Source organism: Halomonas sp. G11 (assembly GCF_001663515.1).
Classification (GTDB): Bacteria; Pseudomonadota; Gammaproteobacteria; order Pseudomonadales; family Halomonadaceae; genus Vreelandella.
Genome location: NZ_LYXG01000041.1, coordinates 74740 through 92964, shown reverse-complemented (window position 1 = coordinate 92964; position 18225 = coordinate 74740). Strand labels below are relative to the sequence as shown.

Annotated in this window: 18 protein-coding genes; 9 read left to right on the top strand and 9 right to left on the bottom strand. The window is 60.2% G+C overall.

The window, feature by feature from the left end:
- Positions 1-3 precede the first annotated feature (3 nt).
- From xseA to ADS46_RS19090, 4 genes are all read left to right on the top strand, one after another.
- A complete protein-coding gene (xseA, locus tag ADS46_RS14915) occupies positions 4-1350 on the top strand; it encodes an exodeoxyribonuclease VII large subunit (protein ID WP_066321362.1) in 1347 nt (448 codons plus the stop codon).
- A 133-nt stretch (positions 1351-1483) separates the two neighbouring features.
- Complete coding sequence (locus ADS46_RS14910; protein ID WP_066321361.1) at positions 1484-1738, top strand: helix-turn-helix transcriptional regulator; 255 nt, start codon at positions 1484-1486, stop codon at positions 1736-1738.
- Entirely contained in the window at positions 1725-2423 is a 699-nt protein-coding gene (locus ADS46_RS19095) for a HipA N-terminal domain-containing protein (RefSeq protein ID WP_267886956.1), read from the top strand. The genes ADS46_RS14910 and ADS46_RS19095 overlap by 14 nt, the downstream gene beginning before the upstream one ends.
- Positions 2378-2995: a HipA domain-containing protein gene (locus ADS46_RS19090; RefSeq protein WP_267886955.1), complete on the top strand. Its 618-nt coding sequence runs from the start codon at positions 2378-2380 to the stop codon at positions 2993-2995. Before ADS46_RS19095 ends, ADS46_RS19090 begins: the two co-directional genes overlap by 46 nt.
- Positions 2996-3050: 55 nt before the next feature.
- On the opposite strand, the gene ADS46_RS18905 is transcribed toward ADS46_RS19090, so the two are convergent.
- Positions 3051-3194, bottom strand: coding sequence for a hypothetical protein (locus ADS46_RS18905; RefSeq protein WP_199825247.1), 144 nt, complete (start codon positions 3192-3194; stop codon positions 3051-3053).
- 349 nt (positions 3195-3543) lie between these two features.
- On the opposite strand from ADS46_RS18905, the gene ADS46_RS14900 reads away from it, so the two are divergent.
- On the top strand, positions 3544-4398 hold the full coding sequence (locus tag ADS46_RS14900; RefSeq protein ID WP_066321359.1) for an SDR family oxidoreductase: 855 nt from the start codon (positions 3544-3546) through the stop codon (positions 4396-4398).
- 17 nt (positions 4399-4415) lie between these two features.
- On the opposite strand, the gene argA is transcribed toward ADS46_RS14900, so the two are convergent.
- The 3 genes from argA to ADS46_RS14885 form a co-directional block, all read right to left on the bottom strand.
- Positions 4416-5732: an amino-acid N-acetyltransferase gene (argA, locus tag ADS46_RS14895; RefSeq protein ID WP_066321358.1), complete on the bottom strand. Its 1317-nt coding sequence runs from the start codon at positions 5730-5732 to the stop codon at positions 4416-4418.
- 163 nt (positions 5733-5895) lie between these two features.
- Positions 5896-7161, bottom strand: a complete 1266-nt coding sequence (locus ADS46_RS14890; protein ID WP_066321357.1) for an inorganic phosphate transporter — start codon at positions 7159-7161, stop codon at positions 5896-5898.
- A gap of 44 nt (positions 7162-7205) precedes the next feature.
- On the bottom strand, positions 7206-7886 hold the full coding sequence (locus ADS46_RS14885; RefSeq protein WP_066321356.1) for a TIGR00153 family protein: 681 nt from the start codon (positions 7884-7886) through the stop codon (positions 7206-7208).
- A gap of 117 nt (positions 7887-8003) precedes the next feature.
- On the opposite strand from ADS46_RS14885, the gene ADS46_RS14880 reads away from it, so the two are divergent.
- A complete protein-coding gene (locus tag ADS46_RS14880; protein WP_066321355.1) occupies positions 8004-8885 on the top strand; it encodes a CYTH domain-containing protein in 882 nt (293 codons plus the stop codon).
- Positions 8886-8923: 38 nt separating this feature from the next.
- Positions 8924-9862: an ion transporter gene (locus tag ADS46_RS14875; protein ID WP_066321353.1), complete on the top strand. Its 939-nt coding sequence runs from the start codon at positions 8924-8926 to the stop codon at positions 9860-9862.
- Positions 9863-9917: 55 nt separating this feature from the next.
- Here the strand turns inward: ADS46_RS14875 and ADS46_RS14870 are convergent, their stop codons facing one another.
- Entirely contained in the window at positions 9918-10541 is a 624-nt protein-coding gene (locus tag ADS46_RS14870; RefSeq protein WP_066321352.1) for an L-threonylcarbamoyladenylate synthase, read from the bottom strand.
- Between the two features lie 47 nt (positions 10542-10588).
- A complete protein-coding gene (locus tag ADS46_RS14865; RefSeq protein WP_066321351.1) occupies positions 10589-11509 on the bottom strand; it encodes a PHP domain-containing protein in 921 nt (306 codons plus the stop codon).
- A 131-nt stretch (positions 11510-11640) separates the two neighbouring features.
- Here ADS46_RS14865 and ADS46_RS14860 point away from each other — a divergent pair, with 131 nt between their 5' ends.
- Positions 11641-11940: a YciI family protein gene (locus ADS46_RS14860; RefSeq protein ID WP_066321350.1), complete on the top strand. Its 300-nt coding sequence runs from the start codon at positions 11641-11643 to the stop codon at positions 11938-11940.
- Between the two features lie 157 nt (positions 11941-12097).
- On the top strand, positions 12098-14104 hold the full coding sequence (gene mnmC / locus ADS46_RS14855) for a bifunctional tRNA (5-methylaminomethyl-2-thiouridine)(34)-methyltransferase MnmD/FAD-dependent 5-carboxymethylaminomethyl-2-thiouridine(34) oxidoreductase MnmC (protein WP_066321348.1): 2007 nt from the start codon (positions 12098-12100) through the stop codon (positions 14102-14104).
- Here mnmC and ADS46_RS14850 read toward each other — a convergent pair.
- From ADS46_RS14850 to zipA, 3 genes are all read right to left on the bottom strand, one after another.
- Positions 14101-14376 carry a YheU family protein gene (locus ADS46_RS14850; protein ID WP_066321347.1) on the bottom strand — a complete coding sequence of 92 codons (276 nt, stop codon included), beginning with the start codon at positions 14374-14376 and terminating at the stop codon, positions 14101-14103. The genes mnmC and ADS46_RS14850 overlap by 4 nt on opposite strands.
- Positions 14376-16409: an NAD-dependent DNA ligase LigA gene (gene ligA / locus ADS46_RS14845; protein WP_066321345.1), complete on the bottom strand. Its 2034-nt coding sequence runs from the start codon at positions 16407-16409 to the stop codon at positions 14376-14378. The genes ADS46_RS14850 and ligA overlap by 1 nt, the downstream gene beginning before the upstream one ends.
- Before the next feature lie 112 nt (positions 16410-16521).
- On the bottom strand, positions 16522-18156 hold the full coding sequence (gene zipA, locus ADS46_RS14840) for a cell division protein ZipA (protein ID WP_066321341.1): 1635 nt from the start codon (positions 18154-18156) through the stop codon (positions 16522-16524).
- Positions 18157-18225: the final 69 nt, after the last annotated feature.

Genomic DNA, 18225 nt, shown 5'->3' with positions numbered 1-18225 from the left:
CCTATGTCCTCTGCCACGCCCCAGGCGCTTTCCGTCAGTCAGCTCAACCAGCGCGCCAAGCAGACGCTCGAGCGCGACGTGGGCGAGGTGTGGGTAGAGGGTGAGCTTTCCAACGTCTCGCGCCCTGCTTCCGGGCATGTCTATTTCACCCTGAAAGATGACCGGGCGCAGATTCGCTGTGCGCTGTTTCGTCAGCGGGCACGGTTTGTGTCGGCGCCCATGCGCGACGGCGACCAGGTCAAGCTACGCGGACGGGTATCGCTGTTCGAGCCTCGCGGCGATTACCAACTGATTGCCGAGGCGGTTCAGGCCGCGGGGTTGGGCGAACTGCTGGCGGCGTTCGAACGCCTGAAAGCCCAGCTCGACGGTGAAGGCGTATTTGCCAACGCCCGCCCCCTGCCCTTTCCGCCGCGCAAGCTGTTGATTTTAAGCTCGGCGACAGGCGCGGCGATTCGTGACGTATTGGCGGTATTGGCCGCCCGCTGGCCGCTGGCGGATGTCACACTGATTCCGGTGCCGGTACAGGGGGCCGAGGCGGCGCCTGCGATGATATCGGCACTGGCCCTGCTCAATCGCCAGGCGCGGCTGGACCCGAAACGCGATGCCATCCTGATCACCCGCGGCGGCGGCAGCCTGGAAGACTTGTGGGCGTTCAACAACGAGCACCTGGCCCGGGCGATTTTTCACTCCCGGCTGCCGGTGATGTCGGCGGTGGGCCACGAGGTGGATATCACCCTGGCGGATTTTGCCGCCGACATGCGTGCGCCCACGCCTTCCGCCGCGGCCGAGCGCCTGGTGCCGGACCAGCACACCCTCAAGCGCCAGCTTGAACACCATGAAAACCGATTGATGCGGGCCATGCAGGCGCGCCTGGAGCGCGACAGCCAGCGGCTGGACACCCTGCGCGCCAAACTGCGCCACCCCGGCGAACAGCTCAATCGCCAGCGCCAGTATTTAAACGCGCTCCACCAGCGCTTGAGCCGCGCTATGCAGCACACGCTCACCCAGCAGAAAGCGCAGGTATCGCAATTGAGCAGGCGCCTGGCCAGCCAGGACATGGCGAGATTGCATCGCGCCGAACAGGAACGCGTCGGCCAGCTCCAGCGTCGCCTGGGGGCCGCCATGCAGCGCCAGCTGGAAAGCCGCCAGGCGCGGTTAACCAGCGCCGCCCGGGAGCTCAATGCGGTCAGCCCGCTCGCGGTATTGGGGCGCGGCTATGCGATTGCCCAGGACGAGCAGGGGCAGATCGTGCGGCGTGCGGAAGATACCTCGCCGGGGCAGAAGCTCAAGCTGCGCCTGGGCGAAGGCCAACTCAACGTGGAAGTAAAACGGCGCTACATGAAGCCCTAAAATTCCCGAACGGTAACTTTTTTGTTGTTATCCGCTTCCACTGGCTACAAAATTCCCGATCGGTAAAAATAATAGGCAATCAAGCGTTATATTGGCTATCATTACCGTACGGTAATTTTACAGGCCATGGGCAATGACACGCATTGACGACAAGACAGCACGCATTCGTACAAGCGAGGAACTTGGCAAGCTGGTCAAGCAGGTACGCCAAGACCAATCGCTGCTGCAGAGCGATATCGCGGGGCTTGCAGGCACGGGCAACCGCTTCATTGTCGACCTGGAACGCGGCAAACCCACGATACAGCTCCAGAAAGTGCTTGATACACTCGACCTGATGGGGCTTGAGGTAATCATTCAGCGTAAGGGTCAATCTAATGGGCACTCATAATGAAGCGCTGGATCTTTATTGGGGTGAGCAGCATGTAGGGCGGCTTTACGACACCCAACCGCTGAGTTTCACTTATCGCAAAGAGTGGCTAGAGCAAGCTGACGTTTCCAGCCTTTCCCCTCACTTGCCGATAACGCAACAGACTCATCAGGGTGACGACGTACTGGCTTACTTTGAGAATCTGCTGCCAGAGGGCGAGCTGCGTCGCTACATTGAGCTAAGCCACCATACCACCACGATATTTGGGCTTTTGAAATCCGTTGGCGGCGATACGGCCAGCGGCTACCTGCTGCTTCCCCAGGGAGAAACCCCGCAGCCCGCCCGCTATCGAGAAACGAGCTGGCAAGCAATCAAGACGTTTCTCGATAACGACATGCAGGGAGAACTACCCGGCCAGCTTGTGCACAACGCACGCATATCCTTGGCGGGCGCTCAAAATAAACTTCTATTGATGATAGGCAACGATGGTCGCCCCGCCATTCCTGAAGGCTCAGCCCCTTCCAGCCATCTGCTAAAACCCGACATAAGAGGCTTAAAAGGCGTTTGGTGTTCTGCGCTTAACGAAACGCTGTGTATGCAGCTGGCCGCCGCGTTGTCATTGAATGTGGCTGAAACGTCTTTTCAGCCTGAGACACGCGCGTGCTTGATCAAGCGGTACGACCGCGTGATGAGCACGGTAACTTAAAACGCTACCATCAGTTGGACTTCTGCCAGTTGGCAGGAACGCCCTCAACGCTTAAGTACGAAAACGATGGCGGCCCCGGTTTGATCCAGTGCCGCCAATTGTTGCAGCGTGCTGGCGCCCCGGCCAAAGACTTGCAGCGATTCATACGCTGGTTTTTTTACAACCTTCTTATCGGCAACAACGATAGCCACGCCAAAAACCTTTCATTGCTGCAAACGCCCCAGGGCGTTCAGTTGGCTCCGTTTTACGACCTAATGTCGACGACAATTTACAGCGGTCTATCCAAACGTTTTGCGTTTCAGGTAGGCGGTGTCGATCAACCTGGCAGTATTGAGCAAGCGCATTTGGCGTCATTGGCGAAGGCACTGGGGTTCAAGCCTGCTTATTTCATCCGGCAGGGTGTAGAGCTCGCCGAAGCCTTACTCACCTGTCTGCCTGACGTGGCAGAGCCGCTACAGGCAGACGCCAAACCTGGCACCGAGCAGGTGTTACTCGAACGGTTATGCCAACGTATTACCCGCAACTGCCATAAGATGCCAAAACGTTGGCAGGCCAACTCAGTGTGGAAGTAAAACGGCGCTACAAGGGGTAGCGCCGCGATGGTTGAGCTGATGGGATCAACTCAGCTTATTTCTTGTCCTTGCCCGGCTTCTGGGGCGAGTCTTCGGACTCGGGATTTACATGATGCGTATCCGGCATCGGATTGGCTTCACTGTAGTGTTCGTCCTGAGGTTTGGGTGATTTCTCTTCTTTCCTGTCGGGATGAGACATAACGCGTACTCCTTACGGTTAATGGTGCTCGGCATTACGTTGCCTGTCTTCACTGTAGTGCGTCACGCGTAACTTGCAATTAAGCACCTCTCGCCCACCCATCCCCTTCGAATTAAAAAATAATTTAAAAACAATGCCATACAAGAACCATGGTATTCAGCAAGGTGATTAGCAAACTAAATAGGGCACATCGCCTGTCGCTATCGCCGTGGATTCCGGCTTACGCCATGCGGTAGATGACCCGGTTTGCCCCTACCGGCGAGCCGGGTCTACATTAAAAACCGGGTGCCCAAGGAGGCTGGCACCTGCTGCATTTTACCTTTTTGTGCCAACAAAGGAGTGACCGCACATGAGCGATCAGCAACAACCCCCTCAGCATCAAGCCAAACAGCCGGGCGACGAATATGCCATGCGCCCGGAACCCGAGTTTATTCGTGAAAGCTATAAAGGGGCCGACAAGCTGCTGGATAAAGTGGCGATTATTACCGGCGGCGATAGCGGTATTGGCCGCGCGGTGGCGGTGCACTATGCACGCGAAGGTGCCGACAGCGTGATCGTGCATTTGAAGGAAACCCAAGATGCCAAAGAAACCCAACGACTGGTTGAGGCTGAAGGCCGTCGCTGCCTGGTTGTGAAAGGCGACGTAGGGGCTCCCAGCTTCTGCCGTGAGATTGTGAAGCGAGCCCTGAAAGAGTTCGGCAAACTCAATATCGTCGTCAATAACGCGGCTGAACAGTACGACTGGCGGGATATTACCGAGATCCCCGACGACCAGTTGCAGCGCACCTTTCAAACTAACCTGTTTAGCCACTTTTACATGACCAAGGCCGCGCTACCCCACCTGAGCGAGGGCGACACGATTATCGCCACCTCGTCGATAAATGCCTTCAAGGGCAACGATACGCTGATTGATTACACCGCGACCAAAGGCGCGATTCAGGGCCTGGTGCGCTCGCTTGCCATGTCGCTGATGGACCGCGGCATTCGGGTCAACGCCGTGGCGCCAGGGCCGGTATGGACGCCGCTGATTCCTGCCAGTTTCGACGACGAAAAAGTCGCCTCATTTGGCGGTCAGGTACCGATGAATCGCGCCGGCCAGCCCAGCGAAATGGGGCCTGCCTATGTGTATCTGGCAAGCGAAGAGTCGTCCTACATGACCGGGCAAACGATGCACCTCAACGGCGGCGTGATTCTCAATACCTGATAGCTGGGGTCCGAGGCCTAGGAAGCCAGCGTCTTGATCAGCACCTTGGATTTGCGCGCATGGTTGTAGGTTTCACGCTTCAGCGGCGGCAGCTCTTCCAGGCTGGCGGCGCGGAAGCCTCGCTCCACAAACCAGTGCGCGGTGTGGGTGGTCAGCACGAACATCTCCTGCACTGCGCGCTGGCGGGCACGGCGTTCCAGCGCCTCGACCAGTCGCTCGCCGCGCTCGCCGCCCCGGTAGTTGCCATGCACGGCCACGCAGGCCAGCTCGGCAACACCCGCATCCGGGAAGACATGCAGCGCCGCACAGCCGATCACCATGCCGTCGCGCTCGATCACCATGTAGTCGTCGATTTCGTGCTCCAGTCGCTCCCGGGAGCGTGCCACCAGCATGCCCCGGTTTTCCAGCGGTTCCAGCAGCTCCAACAGGCCCGCCACATCGTTGAGCGTGGCCGGGCGCAGCTGTTCATAGCGGTGCTGGGTGATCATGGTACCCACGCCGTCACGGGTGAAGAGTTCTCCCAGCAAGGCATCATGGTTGCGCCAGGAAAGCAGGTGCGTGCGGGCCACGCCTTCCCGCGCGGCGGTGCAGGCAGCGTTCAGGTGGCGGGCCAGTTCGCTGCCTGGAACAGCATGCTGCAGGCGCGGCTCGGCATCAGCGGGAGAAAGCTGGCGCAGCAGCGCGCCCTGCTCGTCTTCCAGGCCTTCGGACTCGCCCAGCAGTATCAGCTTGTCGGCTTTGAGCGCCACCGCGGCGTGCTGGGCGACTTCCGAGGCGTCCAGGTCGAACACCTCGCCGGTGCTGGAAAATCCCAGCGGCGGCAGCAACACCAGCGAGCCCTTGTCCAGCAGGCCTTGAATGGCATCCGCCCGCACACGGCGCACTTCGCCGCTGTGGTCGAAGTCGATGCCTTCGCGCACGCCCAGGGGTTTGGCCGTGACGAGGTTCCCAGAGATCACGCTGAGTTCCACGCCATGCAACGGGGTGCTGGGTAGGCCCAATGAAAGCCGTGCTTCCAGCCACAACCGCAGGTGCGCCGCCACCTGCTCGACATGGGCCATGACGGCTCGGTCAGCCACCCAGCGACCATTGAGGCGCGTGGGCTCGACCCCCGCAGCGGTGAGCGCTTCATTCACCTGAGGGCGAATGCCGAACACGACCACCAGGCGCACGCCCAGGGTGTGCAGCAGCGCCAGATCCTGGATCAGCTGCTCCCCTCGGCCAGACGCCATGGCTTCGCCTTCAATCAAGATGACAAAGGTTCGCCCCCGGTGCGCGTTGATATAGGGGGACGCATTACGAAACCAGTCGACAAAGGGGAAGCGAGTATCCAAGGGGCCGCTCTCCGGCAGCAGGTGAATGAAAAAACTACGCTTACTTTACCAGAGCGCAAAAAATAGCGGCACCTTCTAATGCACTTATGCATAAAAGAAGGTGCCGCTGGATGGGCGTGCGTCGTGCCTTCGCAGGCTATCTCGGCGGCTGCGTGTCCGCCGTTTAACCGAACATACCCTTGAACATAAAGAAGAACAGAATGGAGAGCGCCGCGCCTGCAGGCAGCGTAATCAACCACGACATGGCAATGGTACCGATTACCCGCAGGTTGAGCGCCGTCATCCCCCGCGCCAGGCCAACGCCCAGAATGGCGCCTACCAGGGTATGGGTGGTGGAAATCGGCAAGCCGGTGCCTGACGCAAGCACGACGGTGGTGGCCGCCGCCAGGGTAGCGGCAAAGCCACGACTGGGGGTTAACTCGGTGATGCCTGTGCCCACGGTGGCAATCACTTTATGACCGTAAGTGATCAGGCCCACGACGATACCGCCGCCCCCGAGCACCAGCACCCACCAGGGCACCAGCGCGGAACCTTCGATCTCACCGCCGGTTTGCACCACGCTGATCACCGCCGCCAGCGGGCCAACCGCGTTGGCCACGTCGTTAGAGCCGTGCGCAAAGGCCATGGCGCAGGCGGTGAAGATCATCAACACCCCAAAAGCGCGCTCCACGTTGGCATAGCCAAAGTGATCATCGCTGCTTTCTACGTACGTCACTCGGCGCTCCATCAATACACCGACACCGGCGAGTAACCCGCCCAGGATCAACGAGATCACCAGGCTCTGGCCAAAGGATAGATCCAGGCCAACGTGTTTCAGGCCCTTGGTCATGGTGACCATGGAAACGACAAAGCCTACCAGGAACACATAGGCGGGCAGGTAACGCTTGGCGGCGGCCAGCGGGTTGCGGTCTTCAAACACCAGGTGATGGACCGATTTAAACAGCACGAAACCGGCCGTACCGGCCAATAGCGGCGACACCAGCCAACTCGCGGCGATGTTACCAACCGCTCCCCAATCAACGGCCTCTGCCCCCAGGCCAGCTACTGCAAAGCCGACAATCGCGCCCACAATCGAGTGGGTAGTCGAAACCGGCCAACCTTTCATTGAGGCCACCAACAACCAGGTGGCCGCTGCCAGGAGCGCCGACAGCATGCCGTATACCAGCAGTTGCGGGTCCGCCTGAAGCAGCTCGGGATCGATAATGCCCTTGCGAATGGTATTGGTGACCTCGCCGCCCGCAAGCCAGGCCCCCAAAAACTCAAATACCACAGCGATCAAGATCGCCTGTTTAATGGTGATGGCTTTCGAGCCGACCGAGGTACCCATGGCGTTGGCCACGTCGTTGGCCCCCACGCCCCAGGCCATGAAAAAGCCGAAAAGACAGGCCAGGATGATAAAAATATCACCGTGCTGAGCAATGATCTGCATAACGCTTCCCTTGTTTGGGGATCAGATATTAAGTCGGGATCAACTTAGTTGGCGGTCATGATCTGCAGGCGGCTGCCCACCCGCTCGGCACGGTCGGAGAGTTCGCCCACCCAATCGATGATCTGGTAGAGGAACACCACATCCACCGGCGGCAACTCGCTTTCCAGGCTGAACAGTTGACGGCGGATCGCCACCTGCTGGGCATCCGCCTGGTGCTCAAGGGTATGCAGTTCGCGAATCATGTTTTGCATCACATCCGAGACGTTGCGCCCGAAGCCTGACTCCAGCAGGTCCTTGAGTTCTTCCAGGGCCTGGCGGGCTTGCGCCACACAGGCCACACTGGTGCGGATGTAGTCACGCATGGGGTCGGCCAGTTCGCTGGGCACGGTCATTTTACGGCCCAGCATAATGCCGGTAATGTCACGCGCCTTGTTGGCAATCTTGTCCTGTACGCTGATCAGGTCGAGCAGGTCAGAACGCGAGACGGGAAGGAACATGGTGTTGGGAAGGTTCAGACGCAGCTCGGTTTTGAGTACGTCGGCATCGTGCTCCAAGCGCGTGACGTTTTCGCGCAGCTGCCCGGCGCTCTCCCAATCGCCGACCAGCGTCGCTTCGAAGAATGGCAGAAGTTGATCAGCACATTCGTTTGCCTTGACGATATGCGCGAGCAGCGGCTGGAATGGCGAGCGGCCAAACATCGCGGAGAAGGGGTTGGAAGTAACCATAAAGCCTTTACGCCTGTTTTCGGGAAGCCATGAAATAACGGCGACAGTATAGTGACTGTGCTGCTCGACGTCATGAAAAGTTCACTAAAAATTCATCGAATAGGGGTAGCTAGCGTCATGTCAACACCCACCGAGATCGAACTGAAACTTGCCCTCGCCCCTGGGGGGCCGGCGTTGCTTTTCCAGCATCCTCTGTTGCAGTCGCTGACACCCAATCGGCAAACGCTCATCAACACCTATTTCGATACGCCCAAGGGAGCGCTTGCAGAAGCACGCATCGCCGTACGGCTTCGCCAAGTGGATGATCAGGTGCTGCAGACGGTCAAGACAGCGGGTCACGGTGGCGGCGGGTTTTCCGAGCGCCAGGAATGGGAATGGTCGGTACCGACCCTTGAGCTGGATACCCAGCGCCTGGCCGAACTGCCGCCTTTTCAAGGGCCGCTCGCCGAGTCGATCCCCGCCCTGGTAGCGCAGTTGAATACCGATTTTGTGCGCCACAGCTGGCAGTTGGCAGGGCCGGAAAGCCATATCGAACTGGCGCTGGATCAGGGCGATATCCACAGCGGCGGCTATCGGACGAGCATTTGCGAGGCCGAGCTGGAACTCAAACAGGGCGAGCCTGAATCGCTCTGGTCCACGGCCCTGGCGCTTGCCGAGCAGGTGCCCCTACGCCCTTCCGACAGCAGCAAGGCGGCCCGCGGCACGGCCCTGGCCGCCCAACAGTGGCCACTGCCCGAGGCAACAACGCCTGCCCAGTGGATGCACCGCGCCACCCTGGCGCTGGATGCCTACCACGACAGCCACCGCGCCGATCACTTGGCCATCGCCCAGGCAGCGCTCACCACGCTGGCGTCAGACCCGACGCTCACCGACCAGGCGCGCTTCGACGTCGAAACCATGCGCCGTGCCTTGGAAACCGCTGACCAACCCAACCTTGCCTACGGACAGGCGGCGTTGGCCTTTGCCCATCGCCTGGCGTATCAAACCGCGCTACGCTAGACGTTGACGGCTTCAAAGGCACCTTCAGGACGGTATTGATGAACTTTCCCTTGCACCCGGGCGCAGAAGGATTGCGCACGAAGCTTTTCCACATCATTTTCGAGTCGAATACGCCAGGGGCAAAAGCCTTCGACATCGGCTTGATTTTGGCGATTTTGCTCAGCGTCGGCGTGATTTTGCTGAGCAGCGTCGAAGCTTATGCCGCCCGCTACGGCACACTTTTTTATGTCCTGGAGTGGATATTCACAATACTGTTCAGCGTCGAACTGCTGCTGCGCATATACTGCCTCGAGCGGCCCACGCTCTACCTGAAAAGCTTTTACGGCATTGTCGACCTGATCGCCATTCTGCCCACCTGGCTGGTATTGCTGATACCCGGCGCCCACGGTCTGGTGATTGTGCGAATACTGCGGGTGTTGCGGATTTTCCGCATTCTGCGGCTGATGGAGTTTGTCGGTGAAGCACGGCTGTTGATCGATGCGTTAAAGCGCAGCCTGCGCCAGATCCTGCTGTTCTTCTTCAGCATTTTCATGGTGGTCACGCTCTTTGCGGCACTCATGTATGTCATCGAATCGCCAGAAGCCGGGTTTACCAGTATTCCCATGTCGATCTACTGGGCGATCGTCAGCATGACCACGGTGGGCTACGGCGATATTGTCCCGGCCACCCCCCTCGGCAAATCCATCACCGTGGTGTTGATGCTGCTCGGTTACTCGATCATCGCCGTGCCCACCGGGGTGTTCTCCGCCCAGGTCATCCGTTCTATCCGCGAGGATCGCTACTCGGACGAAGCCTGCCCCGGCTGCGGCCACGACCGCCACGAAAAACGCGCCTACTACTGCCTGCGCTGCGGCACCTGGCTGGATGAAGACACTGAAGACCCGCGCAAGAAAGAGAAAGAAAAGAAAGAGGAAGAGAAGAACGACGACAACGGCGACGACACAGACAAAAACGCGCCCCAGGCAGGTGACACCTGAGGCGCGGAGAAAGACGCTGAGGGCGTTAAGCGTTCAAGCGCTTAACATCAGCCGCTTAAATGTTAAACGGCGCGGTATCCCCGCGGCCTTCACGGACGATCTTGGGCGGTAGTTCGCGCAGGTCGATGACGCTGGTGGGGTCCAGATGACAGGCGCCGCCGTCAATGATCAGATCCAGGTGTGCGCCAAAGCGCTCGCGGATATCCTCGGCGTCGCTCATCGGCAGGTCCTCGCCGACGGGAATCAGGGTGACGCTCATCAGCGGCTCGCCCAGCGCCTCCAGAAGCGCGTGGGTGATGCGGTGGTCTGGCACACGAACGCCGATAGAACGCCGCTTGGGGTGCAGCAGCAGGCGCGGCACTTCGGTGCTGGCGTCTAGAATGAAGGTGTAGGGGCCAGGCGTATGCGCCTTGAGCAGCCGGAACACGTCATTATCGACCTTGGCGTAGGTACCGATCTGCGACAGGTCCGAACACACCAGGGTGAAGTTGTGCTTGTCGTCCAGCGAGCGCAGCCATTTGATTTTCTCGACGGCTTTTTTCTCGCCAAGGTGGCAACCCAGCGCGTAGCCGGAATCGGTGGGGTACGCCACCACGCCGCCCTTGCGGATAATCTCGATGGCTTGGTCGATCAGGCGTTTTTGCGGATTCTCGGGATGAATCTGAAAGTATTGGCTCATGGCGTGCTCCTGCCTGTGGGTATTAGTTTCATACCGCCTACCTTAGCTTATGCAGCGGCCAGAGGCCCAGCCGGTGCGTCCAGCAGGTGGCGTAAACGCGGATGCTGCCAGATGGGGGGCGCCGCGGTGCGCGGTATCATGCTCATGCTGCCGGGGGCGGCGTGGCTGCCGGGAAAGTGAAAATCGCTGCCCATCGAGGCGTATAATTCGCGTTCCACCAGCTGGCGTGCCAGGTCGCGGGTGCTGTCCGGGTTTTGCTGGCCGCTGACCAGCTCCACCGCCTGGCCGCCGGCGGCCTGAAAGGTATCCATCAACAGGCCACGCTTGCGCCGAGTCAGGCCGTGTCGCAGCGGATGGGCCAGTACCGCCACGCCGCCCGACGCCACCACCCAGCCCACCGCCTCGCTGATTTCCGGCCAGTGGGCCTTTACATCGCCTTTCTTGCCACTGCCCAAAAAGCGTTTAAAGGCGCTGGCCCAATCGGCCACCATGCCATCTGCCACCAGCGCACGGGCAAAATCGGGGCGCCCCAGCGGCCGGTCGCTCCCCGCCTGCTCGCGGGCCTTGGCCAGGGCGTCGACCAGACCGGCTTTTTCAAGCCGCTCAGCGATCACCTCGGCGCGCTTGATACGCGCCTCTCGCTGGTGGATCAACCCTTCCACCAGCGGGCCCTGGAGGCCGCCCGGCATCAGCGCCACCATGTGAATATTGATACCCTGCCAGCGAGTGGATAACTCACAGCCGGGCAGCAGGCAAATGCCCGCGGATTCAGCCGCCTGGCCCGCCTCCGCTACGCCATCCATGGTATCGTGATCGGTCAATGCCATGTGTGTCAGCCCGCGTTCGGCGCACAGCGTGACGAGTTGCGTCGGCGTCAGGGCACCGTCGGATGCCGTCGAATGCATATGCAAATCAACGGGGTAACGCTGGTCGGTCTCGAACGTAGCAGGAAGTCGGGGCATAGGCATGACGCCGTGTGGCGAGTTTGTCAGAATAAGGTTCAGGTTGAGGCGACATGGTGCTCGCTTATACCGGTCCGGTCAATTGAAGGCGTCCTTGCCCGCCTTTTTGTTTCTTTTTCATTCAAGGAGTTATGCACATGCTATATGCCATCATCAGTGAAGATACGGCTAACAGTCTGGAACGCCGCCTGGCCGCCCGGCCCGACCACCTCGCACGCCTGGAAGCCCTGCGCGACGAAGGTCGCCTGATACTCGCAGGCCCCCACCCGGCCATTGATGCCAACGATCCTGGCGAAGCGGGCTTCAGCGGCAGCTTGGTGATTGCCGAGTTCGACAGCCTGGAAGACGCCAAAAGCTGGGCCGATGCCGACCCCTATGTCATTGCCGGTGTGTATTCCCAGGTGACCGTCAAACCGTTCAAGAAAGTTTTGCCTTGACCCTGACGAGTGAATATGGAGGGTCCGTCGGCTTTTTCACAGAGGCTGTGGAAAACTCTGTGAAAACACGGCGGACGCATTTCCCTAAGCCAGGAATAACGCCCCTATTCACAAATTGGTCATTTTTTAACCATCTTTCTGCAACACGGATGACTGCGTGACCCAACGCCCTTACCCTTTGCCGCCTCTGGCGGCGCTGACGTCGCCGTCGCTCACCTGGGACGACGCGGCGCCCCACTCGGACGCCTTCGACGACGTTTATTTTTCCCGCGAGAACGGCCGCGCCGAGACCGAGCACGTGTTTATCAACGCCAATTACCTGCCCACCCGTTTTGCCGAGTGGCGGCAACGGCATGCCTTCGTGATCGGCGAGACAGGCTTTGGCACCGGGCTGAATATGCTGTGTGCCTGGGCCTGTTTTGACGCGCACGCACCGGCCCACGCCCGGCTTCACCTGTTATCCACAGAGAAGTTTCCCCTGGATCGCGCCTCGCTTATCCGCGCGTTGAGTGCCTGGCCGTCGCTTGTTACTTATGTACAGGTGCTTTGCGACCAGTGGCCCGAGGCGGTTAGCGGCGTCCACCGTTTGCACCTGAGCGAACGCGTGACGCTGGATCTGCATTTTGGCGACACCACCGAGCGCCTGTCGCAGTTGGATGGCCAGGTCGACGCCTGGTTTCTGGATGGCTTTGCACCTTCCAAGAACCCTGAGATGTGGCAACCTGAGCTGTTTGAGGCCATGGCGGCGCGCTCGCGTCCCGGCGCGACATTCGCCACCTTCACCTGCGCCGGTATCGTCAAACGCGGCCTGAAAGCCGCCGGGTTTGCGTGGCAAAAAGTGCCGGGCTTTGGACGCAAGCGGGAAATGCTGGCGGGCATGATTGACGCGCCCCCCAGCGACACGCGCCGCGGCGCCACGCCATGGTTTACGCCGCCTGCAAACCTTGATAACCGGCATGTGGCGGTGATTGGCGCGGGCATCGCCGGGGCCAGCGTCGCCGCCGCCCTCGCCAGGCGCGGGATCAAGGTCAGCGTGGTCGAGCGTGAGGCACCCGGCGCGGGCGGCTCGGGCAATCGCCAGGGGGCGCTATACGTCAAACTGGCCGCCGAGACGAACCATCAAAGCCGGTTCTATTTGGCCGGGTTGATGTATTCCCAGCGTTGGCTTGGCCAGTTAGCCACGGACACGCCCGTATGGCAGCCAAGCGGCGTGGTACAGCTGGCGTTAAGCGATAAGGAAGCCCGCCGCCAGCAGCGCTTCATGGCGTACCACTCGCTGCCTGAAGCGGTGGTGTCGGCTCATACGGAAGGGTTAAGCGAGCTTGCCGGGGTACCGATCAGTGCCCAGCAGGCGCTGTTTTATCCCCAGGCAGGCTGGGTACACCCCAAGGCACTGTGCGAGCAGCTGCTCGCCCATCCGCTTATCCGCGTTATTCAGGGGGATGTGAAGCAGCTGCAACGGGACGGGCAGCATTGGCAGCTCGACCTGGCCAATGGCGATACCGTGAGCGCCGACCAGGTCGTGATCGCCAACGCCCAACTGGCCAACCACTTTGCGCAAACCGCACAACTGCCGCTCCAGCAGGTGCGCGGCCAGGTCAGCGAAGTGACGCTGCCTGAAAGCGTGCCTGCGCCTCAGCGCGTGGTTTGCGCTGGTGGCTATGTGTCGCCCCCTGTGGATGGCGTGCTGACCTTTGGCGCCAGCTTTGTGCCCAATAACGCCACCCGCCACGTCACCCATGACGACCACCAGCGCAATATTGACGAACTGCGCGAGGCATTGCCCGACTGGGTGGCGGCCCTTGAAGACGCAGGAGTTGAGCTCAGCCCTGAATCACTCCGGGGCCGGGCCGCCGTACGCGCGGCAAGCCCGGACAAAAGCCCCTACGCAGGGCCGGTGCCGGTGGCTGAATCCTGGCAGGCGGCGTATCAAGCATTAGGCAAGGACGCCTCGAAAGTGCCTGATACACAGGGGGAGCATTACCCGGGGTTGTGGATATCCACCGCCCACGGTTCCCGCGGGCTTGCCAGCGCGCCGCTGTGCGCCGAGGTGATTGCCTCACGTATCAGCGACGACCCACAGCCATTGGAGTTGACGCTGGTGGATCACCTCCACCCGGGGCGGCGGCTTATCAGCGCGATTATTCGGGGAACGATGACCTAGATGTCGCCTTCCTCCTCGTCGTCGGCGATATCGCGGCCAAAGGAACGCCACTGGGCCAGGGTCATCACCTCGGTCATCTCAAGCTCGAGGTCGTGGGCAATGATCAGTTCATTGCGCTCAAGCTGCTTTTTAAGCTGCGCGACCCAGCCATGCATGCCCTCACCCGTGGTATCGGTCGTGTCGTAGCCCTGGCGGGTCACAAACGCCTCGAGCAGGGCATCCAGGGTTTCCTGCGGCAGCATTCTGGCGGGTACTTCAATAAATCGGCTCATTAGCGCTGCTCCCACTCTGCCAAACGGTCTATAAAGGTCGCTTCATCGATGACGTCGACACCCATCTGCTCGGCCTTGGTGAGCTTGCTGCCCGCGGCTTCACCCGCCACCAGGCAGGCGGTTTTCTTGGAGACGCTGCCTGACACCTTGGCGCCCAGCGCCTGCAGGCGCGCCTTGCCTTCATCCCGGGTCATCGACTCAAGGGTACCGGTCAGCACCCAGGTCTGGCCATCAAGGGGCGTGGGGCCTTGGGTGACCTCTGCCTCTTGCCAGGTTACCCCGGCGTCTATCAGCGCCTGCAGTGTTTCCAGGTTATGCGGCTGGCGGAAAAAGGTGTACAGGTGAGCCGCGACCACCGGCCCCACATCGTTCACCGCCTCCAGCCCTGCCTGGTCGGCGTCCTGCAATGCCTGGAGGGTGCCGAAGTGATTCGCCAGGTTGGATGCCGTGGCTTCACCCACTTCGCGGATACCCAAGGCGTAGATAAACCGCGCCAAGGTTGTCGATTTGGCGTTATCCAGGGCATTGACCAGATTGCGGGATGACTTTTCCCCCATGCGCGGCAGGCTTTGCAGTTGCTCAACGGTCAGATGAAACAAGTCTGCCGGGGTTTTCACCCAGTCCAGGTCAACGAGCTGCTCGATCAGCTTTTCGCCCAGACCGTCGATATCCAGTGCCTTGCGGCTGGCAAAATGCTTAAGCGCTTCTTTGCGCTGGGCGGCGCAGTAAAGCCCTCCGGAACAGCGGGCCACCGCTTCGTCGTCCAGGCGTTCGATTTCCGAACCACACACGGGACAATGATCAGGAAACGTAATGGGGCGGGCATCCGCGGGGCGCTTGTCGGTATCCACCCGAACCACCTGGGGAATCACATCACCGGCGCGACGAATGGCGACGGTATCGCCAATCATGACGCCCAAACGGGTAATTTCATCGGCATTGTGGAGTGTGGCGTTCGCTACCGTCACGCCTGCTACCGTTACCGGTTCCAGCCTTGCCACCGGGGTAATAGCGCCGGTACGCCCCACCTGAAACTCCACCTCATTGAGCGTGGTGACTTCTTCCTGGGCGGGGAACTTGAAGGCCACGGCCCAGCGCGGCGCCCGGGCGACAAAACCCAGTTCCCGCTGGTGGCGCAGATCGTTCACCTTGATGACCACGCCATCGATATCGTAGCCCAGCTGGTCGCGCTTATCGCCGAGCTGTTCGCAGTAATCGGCAACGGCTTTGGGGCCCTTCATGGTGGTTAGCTCGGCGCTGGTACGAAAGCCAAGTGTTGTTAACCGTGCCATCAAGGCGCTGTGGGTCGTATCGCCCAGGTCGGGCTCAAGACGAGCCGCCTGGTAGGCGTGAAACTCAAGCGGCCGTTTAGCGGTGATGCGCGGGTCCAGTTGACGCAGGCTGCCCGCCGCTGCGTTACGCGGGTTGGCAAATACCTTGCTGCCTTCTTCCCGGGCACGTTCGTTGAGCGTTTCAAAGCCCGCATGGCGCATGATCACCTCACCGCGCACTTCCAGCAGCTCGGGGACGTTTTCCCCCATCAGTTTCAAGGGCACCGAACGCAGCGTGCGCAGGTTGGAGGTAATACCTTCACCGGTACGGCCATCGCCACGCGTCGCCCCGCTGACCAGCACACCCTGCTCGTAAACCAACGACACCGCGGCGCCGTCAAGCTTGGGCTCGCAGCTAAACTCGATGTCATCTGCCTCGCATTCAAGACGTTCGGCAACGCGCTCGGCAAAGGCATGGATATCATCGCGGCTGAACGCATTATCCAACGACAGCATGGGGATGGCGTGGGCCACTTCGGGAAAACCATCGGCAGGCGCTGCACCCACCCGCTGGGTCGGGGAGTCCGGCGTGACGAGCGCTGGATTTTCGTCCTCAAGGGTTTTTAAACGCTGAAATTTACGGTCGTAGTCCGCGTCGGATAGCGTGGGCTCATCCAGCACATAGTAGCGGTAGTTGGCATCGTCCAGCTCGGCGCGAAGCTGGCTGACTTCTTGCCGCACATCGGGGGCAGGCTGACTCATTGAAGCGGGTTCTCGTCGACAGGCTAGTAACGGTGATACAAGTTAACGGCATTATAAAATAAAAAACACCCGCCCTCTGCAAGAGGACGGGTGCTGGATGACAAGTGCCTTGTCAGTGGGCCTGCATATGGCGGTGCAGGCGATGGCGGCGTTCAAACTCGTGCACGCGTTGGCGCGCAAATTCGATGGTTTGGGCCGTCATCACGCTATGGTTCTCGTCTTTAAGCTCGCCACCCATATGCCGCACAACCACCATGGCGGTTTCGACCATGGCCTCGAACGCTGCCGAGCTGTCGTGGGCGCCGGGTAGCGGCATGAGCAGGGTAATGCCGGGCGTCACGAACTCATCCATCTCTTCAATGGGGAAGGTGCCCGGCTTGACGACATTGACCATGGAGAATTGCAGCTCGCTGTCGGCACTTTCGGTTTCGAAGCGGTGGAAAACCCCCATGGCACTGCTATAACGCAGGCCGCAGGCCATCATCAGTTCCAGTAACTTGCCACCGTCAAATCCTTCCGGATCGCGTGACAGCACGCTGATGACGATCATTTCTTCTGCATTGGTCAACGTTTCCTTGGCGTGTTCACCGCAGACATCGTGCCGCAATGCTTTTTCCAGTGCAGGGTGAGTACGTACTACCCCTTCATCAGGCTCGTGACGGGTCGCTTGTGGCTCTACCGAGTCATAAGCTTCTTCCTCGGCGGCATACTGGGCCATCTCGGACGCCTGGGCGAGGCGTTCTTCCTCGGCGGCCTGGGCAGCCAGCTCGCGTTCTTTCGCCTGCTCCTGAGCAATGCGGGCTTTCTCTGCCTCGGCGGCCTCCTCGGCTGCCCGGCGCTGCTCGGCTTCAAGCGCCTTGCGTTCTGCTTTCTGTTTGGCCAATGCTTCAGCGCGACGTGCCTTCTCGGCTTTTTTCTTCGCCCGCGCTTTGCGATGGTCGATCATTTTCTGTTTCAGTGAACGACCGATTTCCTCAAAGTCGACCAGACGGTAGGTGTCTTCTTCGTCTTCATCCGGGTACTCACCGGCAATATCGTTGCGCAGATGACGACGTTTCGTCGACCCGTCGGAGGTGGCATGTTTGGCGAATGCCGCATCCTCCGGCTCGGCCCTCAAGACCGGCCTGTCGTCATGGGCAGCTTGTGGGGCCGCCTGACGTTCAGCCTCGTTTTCATCAATGGCACTTAAACGAGGCTCGCGGCTGGCGGTGACGGCATCATCAGACGCAGGGCTGACATCGTCCGAGGAGGACCGCGCCGACTCGCGACGGCTGGTTTCCGGCTCTGGCGTTGACTCGGGCATTTTCACCTCGGGGCGCTGGGCACGCGTCGTTGGTGCCTCGGCTGTGCGCGTGGTGACGGGCTGCTCATCCTGTCTCTCTTCAACCCTTGGGCTCTCTTCAACCCTTGAAGAGGCGGGAGAACCTGCCTTGGAGGTACTGCGTTTAAACTGTGAAAGTATTTTCGAGGGACCCGGGTGTTCTTGGCGTTCCAACTTCGGCTTTTGATTGAGACCGCTATAATCAGCAGGCTTAACGACACGTGCTCCCCCGTTGGGGAGCTCCCAGTTGACTTCGGCTTCTTTAGCCTCATCGTCAAACTCGGTGGATCGACTTGACGGAGTTTCGCCGACAGACTGGTCAAGGCGAGGAACACGGCGCTGGCGCTGGAGTCGTCTCACCCCATCGATGACGATGAGGGAAACCAGCGCCAGCCCTAAAATGATTAGCCACTCTCTTAATTCCATGTTGAACATTCCATGGGTCATTTTGACGGTTGCTAAGGCGCGATGCCTGAAAATTAGATCACTACTGTT

Coding starts and splice junctions, on each gene's coding strand:
- xseA (WP_066321362.1), top strand. CDS start 4: ATGTCCTCTGCCACGCCCCAGGCGCTTTCCGTCAGTCAGCTCAACCAG.
- ADS46_RS14910 (WP_066321361.1), top strand. CDS start 1,484: ATGACACGCATTGACGACAAGACAGCACGCATTCGTACAAGCGAGGAA.
- ADS46_RS19095 (WP_267886956.1), top strand. CDS start 1,725: ATGGGCACTCATAATGAAGCGCTGGATCTTTATTGGGGTGAGCAGCAT.
- ADS46_RS18905 (WP_199825247.1), bottom strand. CDS start 3,194: ATGTCTCATCCCGACAGGAAAGAAGAGAAATCACCCAAACCTCAGGAC.
- ADS46_RS14900 (WP_066321359.1), top strand. CDS start 3,544: ATGAGCGATCAGCAACAACCCCCTCAGCATCAAGCCAAACAGCCGGGC.
- ADS46_RS14890 (WP_066321357.1), bottom strand. CDS start 7,161: ATGCAGATCATTGCTCAGCACGGTGATATTTTTATCATCCTGGCCTGT.
- ADS46_RS14885 (WP_066321356.1), bottom strand. CDS start 7,886: ATGGTTACTTCCAACCCCTTCTCCGCGATGTTTGGCCGCTCGCCATTC.
- ADS46_RS14880 (WP_066321355.1), top strand. CDS start 8,004: ATGTCAACACCCACCGAGATCGAACTGAAACTTGCCCTCGCCCCTGGG.
- ADS46_RS14875 (WP_066321353.1), top strand. CDS start 8,924: ATGAACTTTCCCTTGCACCCGGGCGCAGAAGGATTGCGCACGAAGCTT.
- ADS46_RS14870 (WP_066321352.1), bottom strand. CDS start 10,541: ATGAGCCAATACTTTCAGATTCATCCCGAGAATCCGCAAAAACGCCTG.
- ADS46_RS14865 (WP_066321351.1), bottom strand. CDS start 11,509: ATGCCTATGCCCCGACTTCCTGCTACGTTCGAGACCGACCAGCGTTAC.
- ADS46_RS14860 (WP_066321350.1), top strand. CDS start 11,641: ATGCTATATGCCATCATCAGTGAAGATACGGCTAACAGTCTGGAACGC.
- ADS46_RS14850 (WP_066321347.1), bottom strand. CDS start 14,376: ATGAGCCGATTTATTGAAGTACCCGCCAGAATGCTGCCGCAGGAAACC.
- ligA (WP_066321345.1), bottom strand. CDS start 16,409: ATGAGTCAGCCTGCCCCCGATGTGCGGCAAGAAGTCAGCCAGCTTCGC.
- zipA (WP_066321341.1), bottom strand. CDS start 18,156: ATGGAATTAAGAGAGTGGCTAATCATTTTAGGGCTGGCGCTGGTTTCC.